The organism is Azospirillum brasilense, from assembly GCF_003349955.1.
In the GTDB taxonomy this organism is placed as follows: Bacteria; Pseudomonadota; Alphaproteobacteria; order Azospirillales; family Azospirillaceae; genus Azospirillum; species Azospirillum brasilense_B.
This window is the reverse complement of the sequence record NZ_QLKQ01000078.1, coordinates 1-18,184: the sequence shown is the minus strand read 5'-3', so window position 1 is coordinate 18,184 and position 18,184 is coordinate 1. Positions and strand designations below refer to the sequence as shown.

12 protein-coding genes are annotated in these 18,184 nt (G+C 69.1%); 10 read left to right on the top strand and 2 right to left on the bottom strand.

All coding sequences use genetic code 11. The annotated features are described in order from the left end of the window. The first annotated feature begins 106 nt into the window (after positions 1-106). Complete coding sequence (gene scpA / locus DXK32_RS26120) at positions 107-2,260, top strand: methylmalonyl-CoA mutase (RefSeq protein ID WP_114861177.1); 2,154 nt, start codon at positions 107-109, stop codon at positions 2,258-2,260. A gap of 81 nt (positions 2,261-2,341) precedes the next feature. Further along, complete coding sequence (locus DXK32_RS26115) at positions 2,342-3,034, top strand: DUF2161 domain-containing phosphodiesterase (RefSeq protein ID WP_114861176.1); 693 nt, start codon at positions 2,342-2,344, stop codon at positions 3,032-3,034. A gap of 7 nt (positions 3,035-3,041) precedes the next feature. Here the strand turns inward: DXK32_RS26115 and DXK32_RS26110 are convergent, their stop codons facing one another. Further along, positions 3,042-4,421 (bottom strand): sigma-54-dependent transcriptional regulator, encoded by a 1,380-nt coding sequence (locus tag DXK32_RS26110; protein WP_114861175.1) that lies wholly within the window; start codon positions 4,419-4,421, stop codon positions 3,042-3,044. Continuing rightward, positions 4,418-6,184 carry a sensor histidine kinase gene (locus tag DXK32_RS26105; RefSeq protein ID WP_114861174.1) on the bottom strand — a complete coding sequence of 589 codons (1,767 nt, stop codon included), beginning with the start codon at positions 6,182-6,184 and terminating at the stop codon, positions 4,418-4,420. Before DXK32_RS26105 ends, DXK32_RS26110 begins: the two co-directional genes overlap by 4 nt. 293 nt (positions 6,185-6,477) lie before the next feature. On the opposite strand from DXK32_RS26105, the gene DXK32_RS26100 reads away from it, so the two are divergent. The 8 genes from DXK32_RS26100 to DXK32_RS26065 all read left to right on the top strand — a co-directional run. Next, positions 6,478-7,779, top strand: a complete 1,302-nt coding sequence (locus DXK32_RS26100) for a dicarboxylate/amino acid:cation symporter (RefSeq protein WP_114861173.1) — start codon at positions 6,478-6,480, stop codon at positions 7,777-7,779. 164 nt (positions 7,780-7,943) lie between these two features. After that, the gene (locus DXK32_RS26095; RefSeq protein ID WP_114861172.1) at positions 7,944-10,262 is read left to right on the top strand and encodes an NADP-dependent malic enzyme; all 2,319 of its coding nucleotides are present in this window, start codon (positions 7,944-7,946) and stop codon (positions 10,260-10,262) included. 66 nt (positions 10,263-10,328) lie between these two features. After that, positions 10,329-12,023: a tetratricopeptide repeat protein gene (locus tag DXK32_RS26090; RefSeq protein WP_114861171.1), complete on the top strand. Its 1,695-nt coding sequence runs from the start codon at positions 10,329-10,331 to the stop codon at positions 12,021-12,023. A 111-nt stretch (positions 12,024-12,134) separates the two neighbouring features. Then, positions 12,135-12,836 (top strand): hypothetical protein, encoded by a 702-nt coding sequence (locus tag DXK32_RS26085; RefSeq protein ID WP_114861170.1) that lies wholly within the window; start codon positions 12,135-12,137, stop codon positions 12,834-12,836. Positions 12,837-12,996: 160 nt separating this feature from the next. Next, complete coding sequence (locus DXK32_RS32385) at positions 12,997-14,268, top strand: paraquat-inducible protein A (protein ID WP_162801353.1); 1,272 nt, start codon at positions 12,997-12,999, stop codon at positions 14,266-14,268. Next, the gene (locus DXK32_RS26075; RefSeq protein WP_247877354.1) at positions 14,261-15,955 is read left to right on the top strand and encodes an intermembrane transport protein PqiB; all 1,695 of its coding nucleotides are present in this window, start codon (positions 14,261-14,263) and stop codon (positions 15,953-15,955) included. Before DXK32_RS32385 ends, DXK32_RS26075 begins: the two co-directional genes overlap by 8 nt. Before the next feature lie 8 nt (positions 15,956-15,963). Beyond that, entirely contained in the window at positions 15,964-16,575 is a 612-nt protein-coding gene (locus DXK32_RS26070) for a PqiC family protein (protein WP_247877353.1), read from the top strand. A gap of 321 nt (positions 16,576-16,896) precedes the next feature. Further along, positions 16,897-18,184 (top strand): pyruvate formate lyase family protein (locus DXK32_RS26065; RefSeq protein ID WP_432612367.1); only part of this gene is annotated, 1,288 nt, incomplete at its 3' end.

Below are 18,184 nucleotides of genomic sequence, written 5' to 3'. Positions count from 1 at the left end.
CTCCCCTGCGAGAGCGGGGGAGGGCCGGGGTGGGGGCAAGCGTCCCACCCATTGATTGATCGTTGCAAATCATTCGAACCAAGAAGCCGTGTCGAGGAGACGTCCCATGAGCGAGTTCCCGAAGAAGACCCAGGCCGACTGGCAGACCCTGGCCACCAAGGACCTGGGCGCCAACGGGACGCTCGAAGACCTCGTCTGGAAGACTCCGGAGGGGCTGGACGTCAAGGCGCTCTACACCGCCGACGATCTGGAAGGGTTGGAACTGGACAGCCTGCCCGGCTTCCCGCCCTTCACCCGGGGACCGCGCGCCACGATGTACGCGGTGAAGCCCTGGACGATCCGCCAGTACGCCGGCTTCTCGACCGCCGAAGAGTCCAACGCCTTCTACAAGGCGAACCTGAAGGCCGGGCAGATGGGCCTGTCGGTCGCCTTCGACCTGGCCACCCACCGCGGCTATGACAGCGACCACCCGCGCGTGGTCGGCGACGTGGGCAAGGCGGGTGTCGCCATCGACAGCGTCGAGGACATGAAAATCCTCTTCGACGGCATCCCGCTCGACAAGATGTCGGTGTCGATGACCATGAACGGCGCGGTGCTGCCGATCCTCGCCGGCTACATCGTCGCCGCGGAGGAGCAGGGTGTCAGCCAGGACAAGCTGAGCGGGACCATCCAGAACGACATCCTCAAGGAGTTCATGGTCCGCAACACCTACATCTACCCGCCCGAACCCTCGATGCGGATCATCGCCGACATCATCGAGTACACGGCGCTGAACATGCCGAAGTTCAACTCGATCTCGATCTCCGGCTACCACATGCAGGAGGCCGGGGCGACCGCGGTGCAGGAGTTGGCCTTCACCATCGCCGACGGTCTCGAATACGTCCGCGCCGCCATGTCCAAGGGGCTGCCGGTCGACAAGTTCGCGCCGCGCCTGTCCTTTTTCTTCTCCATCGGCATGAACTTCTTCATGGAGATCGCCAAGCTGCGCGCCGCGCGCCTGCTGTGGTCTACCCTGATGAAGCAGAAGTTCGACCCGAAGGACGCCCGCTCGCTGGCGCTGCGCACCCACTGCCAGACCTCCGGCGTCAGCCTGACCGAGCAGGACCCCTACAACAACGTCATCCGCACCACCATCGAGGCGATGGCCGCGGTGCTGGGCGGCACCCAGTCGCTGCACACCAACGCCTTTGACGAGGCGCTTGGCCTGCCCACCAAATTCTCCGCCCGCATCGCACGCAACACCCAGCTCATCATCGCCGAGGAGTCAGGTGTCACCAACGTGGTCGATCCGCTGGGCGGCTCCTACTACATCGAGAATTTGACTCACAGCCTCGCCAACGCCGCGCTCGACCTCATCAACAAGGTTGAGGATCTTGGCGGCATGACCAAGGCGGTGGACAGCGGCATGCCCAAGCTGCTGATCGAGGAGGCCGCCGCCCGCCGTCAGGCCCGCGTCGACCGCGCCGAGGAGGTGATCGTCGGCGTCAACAAGTACCGTCCGGAGAACCCCGAGATGGTCGACGTGCTGGACATCGACAACACGGCGGTCCGCGAATCCCAGATCGCCCGCCTGAACAGCGTGCGCGCCAGCCGCGACGACGCCAAGTGCCGCGCCGCCCTGGAGGCGCTGACCAAGGCCGCCACGGAAAAGTCCGGCAACCTGCTCGCCCTGGCGGTGGAGGCCACCCGCGCCCGCGCCACGGTCGGCGAGATTTCCGACGCGCTGGAGAAGGCCTTCACCCGCCATGTGGCGGTCATCCGCTCCGTCTCCGGCGTCTACGGCGCCGCCTACGAGGGCGACGAGGGCTTCAAGAGGATTCAGGAGGAGGTGTCCGCCTTCGCCGCCGAGGAGGGCCGCCGCCCGCGCATCCTCGTCGTCAAGATGGGCCAGGACGGTCACGACCGCGGCGCCAAGGTGATCGCCACCAGCTTCGCCGACATCGGCTTCGACGTGGACATCGGGCCGCTGTTCCAGACCCCGGAGGAGGCCGCCCGTCAGGCGGTGGAGAACGATGTGCACGTGATCGGCGTGTCGTCCCAGGCCGCCGGCCACAAGACGCTGGTCCCGCAGTTGGTCGAGGAGCTGCGCCGCCAGGGCGCCGGGGACATCCTGGTCGTCTGCGGCGGCGTGATCCCGCCCCAGGATTACGACTACCTCTACAAGGCGGGCGCCGCGGCCATCTACGGCCCCGGCACCAACATCCCGAAGGCCGCCTCCGACATCCTGGCCATCCTGCGCAAGCAGAAGGCCGCGGCGTAAGCGGCGCCAGCACTTTTCCCTCCCCCGCTCAGCGGGGGAGGGTTAGGGTGGGGGCTCCCGTCAGAACGCGTCCCACCTCCCTTGTCCATCACCGCCGAAACCGACCTCTACGCCCCCGTCAAGGCCTTCCTCGAAGCCCAAGGCTATGAGGTGAAAGCCGAGATCCACGGCTGCGACCTCGTCGCGGTGCGGGGGGCCGAGCCGCCGTTGATCGTCGAGCTGAAGAAGCGCTTCACCCTGGACCTGCTGCTTCAAGGGGTCGACCGGCTCGCCCTGACCGACACCGTCTACCTCGCCGTGCCGCAGCCGGGGCGCAAGGCCAGCGGCGCGTCGCCCCACGACAGCGGTGTGCGCAAGCTGTGCCGGCGGCTGGGTGTCGGCTTGCTGATCGTCGACACCGGCCGGGCTGCGGGCCATGAGGTGGAGGTTCTGCTCGACCCCGTTCCCTACAGCCCGCGCAAGGACAAGGCGCGCGCCGCCCGCCTGCTGGGGGAGCACGCGCGGCGCCGGGGCGATCCCAACCGTGGCGGTTCCACCCGCGTGCCCATCGTCACCGCCTACCGCCAGGACGCGTTGCGCTGCGCCCGCCTTCTGGCCGCCGGGCCGCTGTCCCTGAAAGCGCTGCGCGCCGCCGGGGCCCCGAAGGACGCCGCGGCCATCCTCCAGCGCAACGTCTACGGCTGGTTCGAGCGGATCGCCAAGGGCACCTACGGGCTAAGCGCGGCCGGCGTCCAGGGGGTGGAGACCTTCGCCCACGCGCTGGCCGCCGAATGACGGCCCGTCACTCCACGAAATCCTCGCGGCTCAAACCGTAGCGCTTCAGCTTGTCGTAGAAGGTCTTGCGGGGGATGTTCAGCGCCTCGATGGCGGCCTTCACGCTGCCTTTGCAACGGGCCAGCTCGCTTTCGATCAGGCTCTTCTCGAACAGGTCCACCTGCTCGGCCAGCGACAGGCCGCCGCGGCCCGCCGCCATCGCCGGAGCGGTGCCGCCCACCGCGGAGAGCGTGTCGTCCAGCCCCAGCACGAAGCGGTCGGCGGCGTTGCGTAGCTCGCGGACGTTGCCCGGCCAGTCGTGCGCCGCCAGCCGCTGCACCTGCGCCGGGCTGGGCGCGCGCGGCTCGCGGTTGTAGCGGGCGGCGGCCTGGACGACGAAATGCTGGAAGAGGAGGGGGATGTCGTCGCGGCGGTCGCGCAGCGGCGGGATGGTCACCACGACGACGTTGAGCCGGTAATAGAGGTCCTCGCGGAACTTGCCCTCGCTGGCCGCCTTGCGCAGGTCCAGCTTGGTCGCGGCGACGACGCGCAGGTCCACGGGGATCAGCTCGTTCGAGCCGAGCGGCTCCACCACGCGCTCCTGGATCACGCGCAGCAGCTTGACCTGGAGCGACAGCGGCATGCTCTCGATCTCGTCGAGGAAGAGTGTGCCGCCGCTGGCGTGCTCGATCCGCCCGACGCGGCGCTTGCCGGCCCCGGTGAAGGCGCCGGCCTCGTGCCCGAACAGCTCGCTCTCGAAGATCGCCTCGGGCATGGCGCCGCAATTCAGGGCGACAAAGGGGTGCTTGCGCCGACCGCTGCCGGCGTGAAGAGCGCGGGCGACCATTTCCTTGCCGGTGCCGGTCTCGCCCAGCACCAGCACGTCGGCGTCGGTGTCGGCCACCGCGGCGATGGCGCCGCGCAGCCGCTCGATCCCCGGCGTCCGCCCGACGATGGGCGAGACCTCCCCGGCGGGCAGCCCGGCGAGCTGGTCGCGCAGGCGCCGGTTCTCCAGAACCAGCCGGCGCTTCTCCACGGCGCGCCGCGTCACCTCGACCAGCCGGTCGGAGGGAAAGGGCTTTTCCAGGAAGTCGTAGGCGCCGCGCCGCATCGCCTCCACCGCCATCGGCACGTCGCCGTGGCCGGTGATCAGGATGACCGGCAGCTCGGGGTCGAGCGCCAGGGCGCGCTCCATCAGCTCCAGCCCGTCGATCTGCGGCATGCGCACGTCGGTGACCAGGGCGCCCGGCCAGTCGCGGCCGAGATGGCGCAGCGCGCGTTCCGCCCCGTCGCAGGCGGTGACGTCGAAGCCGGCCAGTTCCAGCGCCTGCTGCCCGGCGAGGCGGACGGACCGCTCGTCGTCCACGAAGAGGACGGAGCCGCCCGGGGCGGTGCTGCCGGTCGTCATGTCTGGATATCCCTGCGCTTGAGGCGGATGGTGAAGAGGGCGCCGCCCTCCGGGTGGTTGGCGGCGGTCAGGCTGCCGCCGAAATCCTCGACGATGCCGTGGCTGATCGACAGCCCCAGCCCGAGCCCGTCGCCCGCCTCCTTGGTCGTGAAGAAGGGCACGAAGATGCGCGGCAGGGCGGCCTCGGCGATGCCGGGGCCGCTGTCGCGGACGGTCAGCACCGCTTCCTCCCCCTCCGCGGCCAGGGCAATCCGGACATGGCGGTGGGGGGAGGCGCGCATGGCGTCGGCGGCGTTGCCGATCAGGTTGACCAGCACCTGCTGCAGCCGCACGTCCTCGCCGGTGACCAGCAGGGGGCCGGGCGGCAGGTCGGTGTCCACCGTCACGGACTCGCGGCGCAGCCGGGCCTCCAGCAGGGCCAAGGCCTGCCCGACGGCGGCGGCGGCGGAGACGGCGCCCAGCGTGCCCGAGGCGCGCCGCGCGAAGCCCTTCAGGCTGCGGGTGATGGCGGCCATGCGGTCGGTGAGGTCGGCGATCTCCGCCAGATTGTCGCGCACCGCATCCGGCCGCCCGCGCTCCAGCAGAACCACCGCGTTGTCGGCGAAGCTGCGGATGGCGGCGAGCGGCTGGTTGATCTCGTGGGCCATGGCCGCCGACATCTGGCCCAGCGCCGCCAGCTTCGCCGCCTGGGTCAGCTCGTTCTCGGTGGCCCGCAGCTCCGCGGTGGCGGCGGCCACGCGGCGCTCCAGCTCGGCCCGCGCCTCCTCCTGAAGGGCCAGCCGCTCCATGAGGTTGAGGCGGCGCTGGGCAAGCGCATGACCGGTCAGGGCGGCCAGCGCCACCACCGCGGCGGCGAGCAGCCCGGCCTGCTGGGCGCGGGTGGCGACCGGGGCGAGGCTGGTCAGGGCGTGGATGGTCCAGTCGCCGCCGGGCACCGCGGCGGATTGCAGGAGGTAGCGCCGCTCGGCGTTGCCTTCCCGCAGGGTGATGCGGTCGGAGGCCCCGCCGAAGGCCCAGGGCAGGGTGGGGATCTCCTCGGTCGCGGGGGCCGCCGCCGCGGGCAGCGTGACCGGCAGGCGGCGGGGCAGGGCGTTGTAGCGCCAGCCCTCGACGTTGGTGATGAAGACGACGCCGTCGCGGTCGGAGACCAGAACCTTCTCCTGCCCGTGCGACCAGGCCCGCTCCAACTCCTGAAAACCGACCTTCAGGACCACGACGCCGGCCCCCCGATCGCCTGCCCGGTCCCCTGTGCGGTTTTCCGCCACCACCCGCTGGGCCGTGTAGTAGCCGGGAACGAGCGAGGTGGTGCCGAGCGCGAAGTGATGCCCCTCCCCCCGCTCCATGGCCGACTGGAAATAGGGGCGGTAGCTGAAATTCTGCCCGACGAAGCTGGGCGCGGCGTTCCAGTTGCTGGCCGCGACGGTGGTGCCCGTCCCGTTCATCACATAGAGGGCGGATGCCTTCAGAGTCGCCGCGATGGCCTCCAGCTTGCGGTTCAGGCGGTCCACCCGCTCCGGGCTTGGGTCGCGCAGCAGGTCGGCGACCTCCTGGTCGCGGGCGAGCACCATCGGCACGGCGGCGTGGCGTTCCAACTCCGTCCGCAGGTTGGATTCGTAGAGCGACAACTGCGCCGACCCCTGTTCGCGCAGGGACTCGCCGGCGTTGTCCGCGGCCAGACCCGCCGCCACAGCCGCGGCCAGCGGCATGCCGACGACCAGAACGGCCAGCATCACCCGCCGCGGACGGGCGAACAGGACGGGCATCCGCCGCGCGACCCAATCGCGGCTTTGCGAAAATGTCCGGCGGGCGGGGGCGATCCTAACCAACGGTCCTCAATCCATACTGCGTCGCAACAAGAGGTCTCGATGTGCGGATTTTCGCACACGGATTCCGCCCCTGTCGTGCGGATTCTGACCCACGCGCTTCGTCGGAGCGCTGCGATTCCTCACTTTTAATTTTGGCACACCGCTTGCTTTGAGAGGGGCATGACGGGCAGGCCGCCGACCGCGAGACAAGAGCGGCAGCCCATTTCAAGGAACGCCACGAGGAGACGATCATGCACGCTCAAGGGCAGCCCCAGAAAAAGCCATTCTACACGAACCTGACGGTTCAGGTTCTGACCGCGATCACCATCGGCATTCTGCTCGGCCATTTCTACCCGACTCTTGCGGTGCAGATGAAGCCCCTGGGTGACGTCTTCATCAAGATGATCAAGATGGTCATCGGCCCGATCGTCTTCCTGACCGTGGTCACCGGCATCTCCTCGATCGGCGACATGAAGAAGGTCGGCAAGGTCGGCGGCAAGGCGATCCTGTACTTCGAGATCGTCACCACCTTCGCCCTGGGCCTCGGCCTGCTGGTCGTCAATCTGTTGAAGCCGGGCTCGGGGATGAACATCCAGGCCGGCTCGCTGAAGGCCGATGCTGTCGCCAAATACGCCACCGAGGCGCAGAACCACACGACCATCGACTTCCTGGTCAACATCGTCCCGGACAACGTCATCGGCGCCTTCGTCAAGGGCGACATGCTGCAGATCCTGTTCTTCGCGGTGATCTTCGGCGTCGCGCTGTCCGCCATGGGCCAGAAGGGCAAGGTGGTCGAGGACCTGTTCGAGAAGGTGTCGCACGCCCTGTTCGGCGTGATCGGCATCCTGATGCGCGTCGCCCCGCTGGGCGCCTTCGGCGCCATGTCCTTCACCATCGGCAAGTATGGCGTGTCGTCGCTGACCTCGCTCGGCCAGCTCATGGCGGCGGTCTACATCACGATGGCGCTGTTCGTCTTCGTCGTGCTGGGCAGCATCGCCCGCCTGTACAACTTCAGCCTCCTGACCTTCCTGCGCTACATCAAGGACGAGCTGCTGATCGTGCTCGGCACCTCCTCGTCGGAGTCCGTGCTGCCGCGCATGATGGAGAAGATGCAGAAGTTCGGCTGCTCCAAGCACGTCGTCGGCCTCGTCATCCCCACCGGCTACTCGTTCAACCTGGACGGCACTTCGATCTACCTGTCGATGGCCGCGATCTTCATCGCCCAGGCCTTCAACATCGACCTGACGATCTGGCAGCAGCTCACCATCCTCGGCCTGCTGATGCTGACCTCGAAGGGTGCTGCGGCGGTCACCGGCGGCGGCTTCGTGACGCTGGCGGCCACCCTGTCGGCCACCGGTCACCTGCCGATCGAAGGTCTGGCCCTGCTGCTCGGCGTCGACCGCTTCATGTCGGAGGCCCGCGCCATCACCAACCTGATCGGCAACGGCGTCGCCACCATCGTGGTCGCCAAGATGGAAGGTGAGTTCGACGAGAGCAAGGCGGTCGCCGAGTACCAGGAGCACTTCAAGGAACCGGCCCTGGCCCGCATCTGACGCGGGTCCGGCCTCCGGTCCCTGGAGGTGAAAAGGAGAGGGCGGTCCGCCATGGGCTGCCCCTTTCCCATTCCGGTGCCCGGTCAATTCGGGTATAAGCCGGAGGGGAAACAGTTCGTCGTTCGGCAAATTAACTGAAATCAAGTTAAAAGGGGAGAGGACGTATGTCCGGCGACTTCGACGCGATGGCGCTTGAGTACCACCGGAATCCAAAGCCCGGTAAGCTGGCAATCGTCGCCACCAAGCCCATGGCGAACCAGCGCGACCTCGCGCTGGCCTACTCGCCGGGCGTGGCCGCGGCGTCCAGCGCCATCGCCGCCGACCCGTCCCAGGCGGCGGAGTTGACGGCCCGCGCCAACCTCGTGGCGGTCGTCACCAACGGCACGGCGGTGCTGGGCCTGGGCGATATCGGTCCGATGGCCGCCAAGCCGGTCATGGAGGGCAAGGCCGTCCTCTTCAAGAAGTTCGCCGGCATCGACTGCTTCGACCTGGAGCTGAACGAGAAGGACGTCGACGGTCTGGTCGACACCATCGTCCGGCTGGAGCCGACCTTCGGCGCCATCAACCTGGAGGACATCGCCGCCCCCGCCTGCTTCGAGGTGGAGCGCCGCTGCCGTGAGCGGATGAAGATTCCGGTCTTCCACGACGACCAGCACGGCACCGCCATCGTGGTGGGTGCGGCGGTGCTGAACGGGCTGAAGCTGGTCGGCAAGGACATCGCCACGGTCAAGGTCGTCTCCACCGGCGGCGGCGCCGCGGGCATCGCCTGCCTGGACCTGATGCTCAGCCTGGGCGTCAAGCGCGAGAACGTCTGGCTGGTCGACCGCATCGGCGTGGTCCACAAGGGCCGCAACGAGGAGATGAACCCCTACAAGGATGCCTACGCGCAGGACACCGACGCCCGCGTGCTGAACGACGTCATCGACGGGGCGGACATCTTCCTCGGCCTGTCGGGCGCCAAGGTGCTGAAGCCGGAGATGCTGGTCCGCATGGCGGACAAGCCGCTGGTGCTGGCGCTGGCCAACCCGGAGCCGGAGATCATGCCGGACGTCGCCCGGCAGGCCCGCCCGGACGCCATCATCGCCACCGGCCGCTCGGACTTCCCGAACCAGGTCAACAACGTCCTCTGCTTCCCCTTCATCTTCCGCGGCGCGCTCGACGTCGGTGCCACGACGGTGAACGAGGAGATGAAGATCGCCGCCACCCACGCCATGGCCAGCCTCGCCCAGGCCGAGCCTTCGGACGTGGTGGCCGCCGCCTATGTCGGTGAGAACCTGCGCTTCGGCCCGGACTATATCCTGCCCAAGCCCTTCGACCCGCGTCTGGTGATCGAGGTGTCCTCGGCGGTGGCCAAGGCCGCCATGGAGTCGGGCGTGGCGACGCGGCCGATCGTCGATTTCCGCGCCTACCGCGACAGCCTCGGCCAGTATGTCTTCCGCTCCGGCCTCGTCATGAAGCCGGTCATCACCAAGGCCAAGGCGGCGCCCAAGCGCATCGTCTACGCCGAGGGCGAGGAGCCGCGCGTGCTGCGCTGCGCCCAGGTGGTGGTGGACGACGGCATCGCCCATCCGGTCCTGCTCGGCCGCGCCGACGTGATCGAGCGGACGATCGCCGACATGGGCCTGCGCATCCGCATCGGCAAGGACGTGGAGGTGATCGAGGCCGCCCGTGACCTGCGCTGCCACAACTACGCCGAGGTCTACCGGCAGATGATGGGCCGCCGCGGCGTGTCGCCGGCCAACGCGCTGAACGTCGTGCGCAGTCAGCCGACCGTCTTCGGCGCGCTGATGGTCCGCCGGGGCGAGGCCGACGGCATGGTCTGCGGCACCTCGGGCCGCTACGGCGACCACTTCAACCACGTTATGGGGGTGATCGGCCTGCGCAAGGGCGTCAAGGTCGCCGCCGCCATGAACGGGCTGATCTCGCAGAAGGGCACGCACTTCATCTGCGACACCTACGTCAACCCCGACCCGACCGCCGAGCAGGTGGCCGAGATCGCCCGGCTGGCGGCGGAGGAGGTGAAGCGCTTCGGCATCGAGCCGAAGGTGGCTCTGCTCTCGCACTCCAACTTCGGCAGCGCGGACACCCCGTCCGCCCGCAAGATGCGGCTGGCCTACCAGCTCATCGCCGAGGAGAATCCCGACCTGGAGGTGGACGGCGAGATGCACGCCGACGCCGCCCTGTCGGAGGTGCTGCGCAAGGGCGTGCTGCCCGACAGCCGGCTGAAGGGCGAGGCGAACCTGCTGGTCATGCCGACCCTGGACGCCGCCAACATCGCCTTCAACATGCTGAAGATCATGGCCGACGCGCAGAATGTCGGGCCGATGCTGCTGGGCGTCGCGCGTCCCGTGCACATCGTCACCCCGTCGGTGACCACGCGCGGTCTGGTCAACATGACGGCGGTGGCGGTGGTCGACGCCCAGCTCGCCGCCCCGGTCAACGCCGCCCCGCGTCCCCCGGCGCTGCAGGACGGCGAGGACTGAGCAACCGGCAACCGCGGGACCGGACGGCGCTTGCGCCGTTCCGGCCCCGCGGGCCGCTCTGCCGGGATGAGTCCCGACGCCGCTTCCCGCGATGATCTCTCCAGTCTGACGGCCGAGGCCGCCCGCCATCACGCGGAGGGACGGCTGGCCGAGGCGGTGACCGCCTACACCGACGCCCTGCGGCTGGATCGCCGAAACCCGGCGCTGCTCCACGGCTTCGGGCTGGTGCTGCGCGATCTCGGGAAGATGGACGGCGCCGCCACATGCTTCGAGGCGGCCTTCGCTCTTGATCCCCGGTTGGTGGACGCGGCCGACAGCCTGGGCACGCTGCGCGCCGGCCAGGGTCGTTTCGCGGAGGCCGAAGCCTGCCACCGCGCCGCTCTGGCCCGCAGCGCCGACCGGGCGACGTTCTGGAACAATCTGGCCAACGCGCTGAGCCGGCAAGGCCGGGCCGCTGCCGCCCTGGCGGCGTGGCAACGCGCGGTCCTGCTCGACCCGGCCTTGCCGGAGGGGCTGTCCAACCTCGGCGGCGGGCTGCGCGACGCCGAGCGGCTGGACGAGGCCGAGCGAGCGCACCGCCGCGCGCTGCGGCTGCTGCCGGACGAGCCGCAGGCCAACAACAACTTCGGCCATGCGCTGCAGGCGCGGCTCCGCCACGCGGAAGCGGCCCGCTGGTTCCGCCGCGCCCTGGCGCTCGATCCCGGCTATGCGGCGGCGCTCTGCAATCTTGGTCTCGCGGTCCAGCGCCTGGGCGACGGCGGGCTGGCGGGCCGTCTGTACGGGCGGGCGCTGCGCGTGTGTCCCGATCTGGCGCTGGCCCGGTTCAACCTGGGCCTGCTGCATTTGGAGCGCGGCGCGCTGGCCGAGGGCTGGGCCGGCTATGGCTGGCGCTTCGCGTCGGGTCAGGCGGGCGGGGCGCGCCAGCCGCGACTGCCCGCGTGGCGTGGCGAGGATCTCGCGGGCAAGCGCCTGCTGGTCTGGGGAGAGCAGGGGGTGGGCGACACCGTCCTGTTCTCCTCCCTCTGCGCGGAGGCCATCGCCCGCGCCCGCTCCGTGGTGATCGAGACCGATCGGCGGTTGGTGCCGCTGTTCGCCCGCTCCTTCCCCGGCGCGCTCGTCCGTCCGCAAAGCCCTGATGCCGTCGCGGTGCCCGATTGCGACCTGCACACGCCCATCGGCTCCCTGGCGCGGGTGTTCCGCCGTGACCTGTCCGCCTTCGCGGGCTCGGTCGGCTGCTGGCTGGTCCCCGACCCGGCGGGGGTGGCGCTCTGGCGGGAGCGGGTGGCGGCGCTCGGCCCCGGCCTGCGCGTGGGGATCGGCTGGCGCAGCGCGCTGATGACCGAATCACGCCGCGCCGCCTACAGCCGGCTCGACCAGTGGGGGGCGCTGTTCGCCGTGCCAGGTCTGCTCTTCGTCAACCTCCAGTACGGCGCGTGCGATGCCGAGCGGGCGGCGGCGGAGGCACGCTTTGGCGTCACCATCCACCGTTGGGACGATCTCGACCTGACCGACGATTTCGACGGGACGGCGGCGCTGATGGCGACCCTGGATCTGGTGATCGCGCCCGCCACGGCGGTGGGGGAACTGGCGGCGGCGCTCGGCGTGCCGGTCTGGCGCTTCGGCGGGCGGGACTGGACCCGGCTCGGCACCGCGGTGCGCCCCTGGTTTCCGGCGCAGCGCCTGTTCCAGCCGCGGGACGGAGAGGATGTCCAGGACGTGCTGAACCGGATGGCGGCACAACTTTTCCGGCGCCCTATCTGAAATTTCGGCGAAAAACAATTCGCAACTTTACATGCTTTGCGGTAAAGTAAGGGTCCAGCGATCCATTCGCGCTTCCCCGTCCGGGAGGCGCGCCCGGTGGGAGAGGATGCCATGTCTGACGGAATGGCCGGCGTCAACCAGATGGTCTCGGACCTCAACAAGTCCGTGTCCGCCGCCGTCGAACGCATGAACGCCCAGCGGGAGGCCGAGGCCGCCGCCGCCGCGAACGTGCAGGAATTCCGCAAGGACGTCCGCAAGTCCTCCGTCAACACCCCCGGTTTCGCCACGGACATGGGCGTTCTCGCCAAGAACGTGACCCGCCTGAACGTGGTCGGTGCGCTGGGCGCCGACGATCCCGTCGACTTCTACAAGTTCCGCGTGACCACCAAGGGCGAAGTAACCCTGGGTCAGGTCGGCGACGAGGGGCTGCGCGTCCAGGTGATGTCCAAGTTCGGCACGGTTCTGGCCGACAGCGACAAGAGTGCGGGAAAGAATTACGACGCCTTCAAGAGCATGATGCAGGGCGAGTATGAACTCGACCGCGGCGACTACACGCTGCGCCTGACGCGCGAGAAGGGCCAGTCGCCGAAGGACACCAAGAACTACGCCATCCAGCTCAGCATGGGCAAATACACCCAGGATTACGACACGGTCGCCAAGGCGCCCAAGAAGGGGGAAAGCCCGTTCAACCTGTCCACCGGCCAGCAGGCCATGCTGGACGGGCTGAGCCAGGCGGCGGCGAGCCTGAACTCGATCCCCACCGGCCAGACCGGCACGCAGAAGCTGCTGGGCAGCTTCAACATGTTCGTCTGATCGAATCCTGATCCCCACCAAAGGCCGAAGCCCTTTCCCCACCCATGGGGGAAGGGCTTTTTCCATCCGGGTCCTGCGGTCCGCCCCGGTCGGTAACCCTCCGTCGGCGCACCCCGCAATCGGCGGACCTTTCGCCCGTGGGAAATGTTAAGCCAACGCTATGACCGCACCGGACCATCCGATCCTTCTCTGCCACGACTGTGGGGCGCCGCACGCCCTGCCGCCGGCCTTGCCCGGCCACCGCGCGGAATGCCACCGCTGCGGGGCGGTGCTGCGCCATTTCCGGACCGGCGGGCTGGGGCACGCGGTGGCTCTCGCCATCGCCTCGACGATCCTGTTCGTCACCGCCAACCTGTTCCCCATCCTGACCTTCGAGCTGGAAGGACGGGCGCAGACGGCGACCCTGCTCAGCGGCTCGGTGGCGCTGTGGGACGGCGGGTACGAGGTGCTGGGCGTCCTGGTCTTCTTCGTCCTGTTCCTGGCCCCGCTGGTGCAGGTGCTCGGCACGCTCTACGTGGTGATACCGCTCGCCGCCGGGCGGACCGCGGCGCCGGGCGCGGCCTGGACCTTCCGGACGGTGGCACGGCTGCGCCGCTGGGCGATGGCGGAGGTCTTCCTGCTCGGCCTGATCGTCGCCTATGTGAAGCTGTCCGATCTGGCGGAGCTGGAGCCGGGGGCGTCGCTGGCCGCCCTGGTCGCCTTCATCCTGGTGCAGGTGTGGGGGGAGGCGTCGCTCAGCCCCTTCGAGGTGTGGGAGCGGATCGCCCCGCAGACCCGCGTCGCCCAAACGGCCAACGCCGACCTGGAGCGGCTGACTGCATGCCACGACTGCCACCAGGTGGTGGCGGGGCCCGATGGCGGTGAACCGCAGGGAACCTGCCCGCGCTGCGGCGCCCGGCTGCACCACCGCAAGCCGAACAGCCTGCCGCGCGGCTGGGCGCTGATCGCCGCGGCGACGATCCTCTACATTCCGGCGAACCTGCTGCCGATCATGACGGTGGTCTATTTCGGCGCTGGCCAGCCCGACACCATCCTGTCCGGCGTTGAGGCGCTGATCGCGGCGGAGATGTGGCCGGTGGCCCTCCTGGTCTTCTTCGCCAGCATCACCGTGCCGGTGCTGAAGCTGATCGGGCTGGCCTATCTGCTGTGGACGGTGCAGCGCGGCTCGTCGAAGCGGCGGCGCGACCGCACGCGGCTTTACCGCCTGATCGAGGGGGTCGGGCGCTGGTCCATGGTTGACATCTTCATGATCTCGCTTCTGGCGGCCCTGGTCCAACTGGGCGCCATCGCCACCATCCACGCGGAGATTGGCGCCGTCGCCTTCGCCGCGGTCGTCATCATCACCATGCTGGCGTCGGAGTCCTTCGACCCGCGGCTGATCTGGGATGCGCCGCTCCGGCGGGCGCAGCGGCAGGATTCCTCACATGACTGACTCCAATTCCCAGGTGGAGCCGGCCAGCCCGGTGATCCGCCGCCGCCGCGGTCTGCCGCTGATCTGGCTGGTGCCGCTGATCGCTGCGCTGATCGGCGGCTGGCTGGCCTGGAAGACGCTGAACGAGCGTGGCCCGACCATCACCATCACCTTCGACACGGCGGAGGGGCTGGAACCGGGCAAGACCCGGGTGCGCTACCGCGACGTCGATGTCGGGACGGTGCAGGGGGTGGCGGTCTCGCCCGACTTGGCGAACGTCATCGTCACCGTGCGCATGGTGAAGGGCGCGGCCTCCTACCTCAACGACCGGACGAGCTTCTGGGTGGTCAAACCGCGGCTGGGCTTCGGCGGCGTGTCGGGCCTCGGCACGCTGGTTTCCGGCGCCTACATCGGCATGGACCCGGGAACCGGCAACGGCGAGGCGCTGACCGCCTTCCGCGGGCTGGAGGATCCGCCGCTGATCCGTTCCAGTTCGCCGGGTCGCCGCTTCGCGCTGCGCGCCGACCGGCTGGGCGGGTTGGGGCCGGGCGCGCCGATCTACTACCGCGGCATCCAGGTCGGCGAGGTGGTCGGCTACGAGTTCTCCAAGGACTGGCAGTCGCTGACCATCCCGGTCTTCATCCACGCGCCCTATGACCGCATCGTCCGGCCAAACACCCGCTTCTGGAACGCCAGCGGCCTGTCGGTGTCCATCGGGCCGGAGGGGCCGACGGTGGCGCTGGAATCGCTGCAATCGCTGGCGACCGGCGGGGTGTCCTTCGAGACTCCCGGCCTCGGCGGTCCCGGCGACAACGGGGAGATCGCGGCGGAGGGCACGGACTTCCCCCTCTACGAGAACCGCAACGCCGCCAGCGACGCCCGCTTCACCCGGCGGGTGCCCTTCCTGGTGCATTTCGACGGCTCGGTGCGCGGCCTGCATCCGGGGTCGGCGGTGGAGTTCCGTGGCATCCGGGTGGGTGAAGTGACCGACATCCGCCTGGACGTCGATCCGGTGTCGGGGGAGGCCCGCATCCCGGTCACCCTCAACATCGAACCGGAGCGGTTGGACAGCGAGCTGCCGGCCGCGCACGACTCCGAGGCCGCCTATGCCGGCATGCAGGCGCTGGTGGAGCGGGGGCTGCGGGCGCAGTTGAGCACCGGCAACCTGCTGACCGGCGAACTGATCGTGACGCTCGACCTGTTCCCCGACGCGCCGAAGGCGACGCTGATCCGCGGCGGCGCCTATCCGGAGGTGCCGTCCCGGCCGAACGTGCTCGACACGGCGACCAAGACCGCCACCGACCTGATGAACGAGCTGGCCCGCGCGCCGATCGCCGAAACGGTGGTGGAGCTGCGCTCGACCATCCAGAAGGCCGGCGCCCTGATCGGTTCGCCGGAGATCGCCCAGGCCATCGGTTCGCTCAGCCGGTCACTGGCGGAGCTGGAAAAGACGACGCAGGCCCTGGGCAGCGAGGGCGAGCCGGCCCTGCGCGCCCTGCGCGACGTGGCGGAGAACACCTCCAAGCTGGTCCGGCAGGCCGAGAAGACGCTCAGCAGCACGGACGGGTTGGTCAACTCCTCCCGCCCCGCCGTCAACGACCTGCAGGGGCTGGTGCGTGAACTGACCGCGGCGGCCCGCTCCATCCGCGGCCTGACCGACTATCTCGAACGCCATCCCGAGGCCCTGATCCGGGGCAAACGCGGTTGAGGATTACCATGGCTCCGACCCATCACGCCCGTCGCCTTCTGCTGTGCGCTGCCGCGCTGGCTGCCCTGGCCGCCTGCAGCACGTCGCCCAGCCGCTTCTACCATCTGGACGCCGTCGCTCCGGACGCCGCCCCGCCGGGCAACGCCCCATTGCGGGCCGGCGAGGCGCAGCGGCGCGTGATCGGGTTGGAGGGCGTGAAGGTGCCCGGCTATCTCGACCGGTCGGAGATGGTGATGCGGGCGCCGGGCAACCGGTTGGTCGTCAAGGAGTTCGATCGCTGGGGCGGCCCCCTCGACGAGATGGTGACCCGTACGCTGCTGCGGAATCTGGAAACGGACCTGCCGGGCGCGGAGGTGGTCGGCCTGCCGCTTCAGCGCGACTTCCCGGTAAATCAGGTAGTGGAGGTCACGCTGGACCGCTTCGACGCGGCGGAGGACGGGCCGGCGGTTCTGGAAGCGCGCTGGCGCGTCTTCGACCAGGGCGGCGACCGGCTGCGCCGGCTCGGCCACACCGCGGCGCAGGAGCCGGTGAGCGCAGCCGGCGATCCCGGCGCCGTCGCCGATGCCCTCAGCCGCACCCTGACCCGACTGGCGCAAGATATTGCAAGCGCGCTGCGCTGATCTGACCCGTCTGTTTTAAAACCGGCGATCGGAATGAAAATATTCGGTTTCCGGTGGGTTGTCTCAAATGCTGCGACGCAAAAGCGGCGCATTTCTTCAGTTTTTGTGACAGGACGTGCCTTGAACGGTGCCCTGCGTATTTCGCAGGGATTGATTGATTGGGATCAATGAGGCTGGGGAGCTTTGGGCGCCTACTGATCGGGCAAGCGCGATGCTTGGCCGGGCGGTTCGCCCGGTTCGGCGCCGCGCAACGTGGCGCGGCCCCCGCCGGGGAGGGCAGGGACCGCCGCAGACCAATAGAGGCGCGTCATGGATTCCCTGATGTTCGAACCGAAAATCCCCGTTGCCGAAGCCGAGACGCCGAACCCCTGGCGCGGTTTCGCGCCCGGTTCCTGGCGGACCACGGTCGATCTGCGCGATTTCATCGTGAAGAACGTCCGCCCCTACGGCGGCGACGGCAGTTTCCTCTCCCCGGCCAGCGACCGCACCCTGTCGCTGTGGAACAAGGTGCGCGATCTCCTGAAGGAGGAGCGCGCGGCCAAGGGCGGCGTTCTCGACGCCGACACGGAGCTGGTCTCCTCCATCGTCAGCCACGCCCCCGGCTACATCGACCGGGAGCTTGAGGTCATCGTCGGTCTTCAGACGGACAAGCCGCTGAAGCGGTCGATCATGCCCTTCGGCGGCTGGCGCATGGTCAAGACGGGCCTGGAAGCCTACGGCTTCAAGCCCTCACCCAAGCTGGACGACGTGTTCCCGGCGCTGCGCAAGACGCACAACGACGGCGTCTTCGACGTCTACACCGACGAGATGCTGCGCTGCCGCAAGTCCGGCGTCATCACCGGCCTGCCGGACGCCTACGGCCGCGGCCGCATCATCGGCGACTACCGTCGGCTGGCCCTCTACGGCGCGACCTTCCTGATCGAGGACAAGAAGGCGCAGTACAGGAGCCTGGAAGTCGACCGCATCGACGAGAACACGCTGCGCCTGCGCGAGGAGATCACCGAGCAGATCCGCGCGCTCCGCGACCTCGTGACGATGGCGGCGTCCTACGGCTTCGACGTGACCCGCCCGGCCACCAACGCCTTCGAGGCGGTGCAGTGGACCTATCTGGCCTATCTGGCGGCGGTGAAGGAGGCCAACGGGGCGGCCATGTCGCTCGGCCGCGTGTCGAGCTTCCTCGACGTCTACATCGAGCGTGACCTGCGCGAAGGCCGGCTGGACGAGGCGGGCGCTCAGGAGCTGATCGACCAGTTCGTCATCAAGCTGCGGATGGTGCGTTTCCTGCGCACGCCGGAATACGACCAGCTCTTCTCGGGCGACCCGACCTGGGTGACCGAGTGCATCGGCGGCATGGCGCTCGACGGGCGCACGCTGGTCACCAAGGGCAGCTTCCGCATGCTGCACACGCTCCAGAATCTCGGCCCCGCTCCGGAACCGAACCTGACGGTGCTGTGGTCGGAAAGCCTGCCGGAGGGCTTCAAGAAATTCTGCGCCGAGACGTCGATCAAGACCTGCTCGGTGCAGTACGAGAACGACGACCTGATGCGGCCTTATTGGGGCGACGACTACGGCATCGCCTGCTGCGTCTCGGCCATGCGCATCGGCAAGC

Excerpts from the sequence above, each read along its gene's own strand:
- scpA (WP_114861177.1), top strand. The coding sequence starts at position 107 with ATGAGCGAGTTCCCGAAGAAGACCCAGGCCGACTGGCAGACCCTGGCC.
- DXK32_RS26110 (WP_114861175.1), bottom strand. The coding sequence starts at position 4,421 with ATGACGACCGGCAGCACCGCCCCGGGCGGCTCCGTCCTCTTCGTGGAC.
- DXK32_RS26105 (WP_114861174.1), bottom strand. The coding sequence starts at position 6,184 with ATGCCCGTCCTGTTCGCCCGTCCGCGGCGGGTGATGCTGGCCGTTCTG.
- DXK32_RS26100 (WP_114861173.1), top strand. The coding sequence starts at position 6,478 with ATGCACGCTCAAGGGCAGCCCCAGAAAAAGCCATTCTACACGAACCTG.
- DXK32_RS26095 (WP_114861172.1), top strand. The coding sequence starts at position 7,944 with ATGTCCGGCGACTTCGACGCGATGGCGCTTGAGTACCACCGGAATCCA.
- DXK32_RS26090 (WP_114861171.1), top strand. The coding sequence starts at position 10,329 with ATGAGTCCCGACGCCGCTTCCCGCGATGATCTCTCCAGTCTGACGGCC.
- DXK32_RS26085 (WP_114861170.1), top strand. The coding sequence starts at position 12,135 with ATGTCTGACGGAATGGCCGGCGTCAACCAGATGGTCTCGGACCTCAAC.
- DXK32_RS32385 (WP_162801353.1), top strand. The coding sequence starts at position 12,997 with ATGACCGCACCGGACCATCCGATCCTTCTCTGCCACGACTGTGGGGCG.
- DXK32_RS26075 (WP_247877354.1), top strand. The coding sequence starts at position 14,261 with ATGACTGACTCCAATTCCCAGGTGGAGCCGGCCAGCCCGGTGATCCGC.
- DXK32_RS26070 (WP_247877353.1), top strand. The coding sequence starts at position 15,964 with ATGGCTCCGACCCATCACGCCCGTCGCCTTCTGCTGTGCGCTGCCGCG.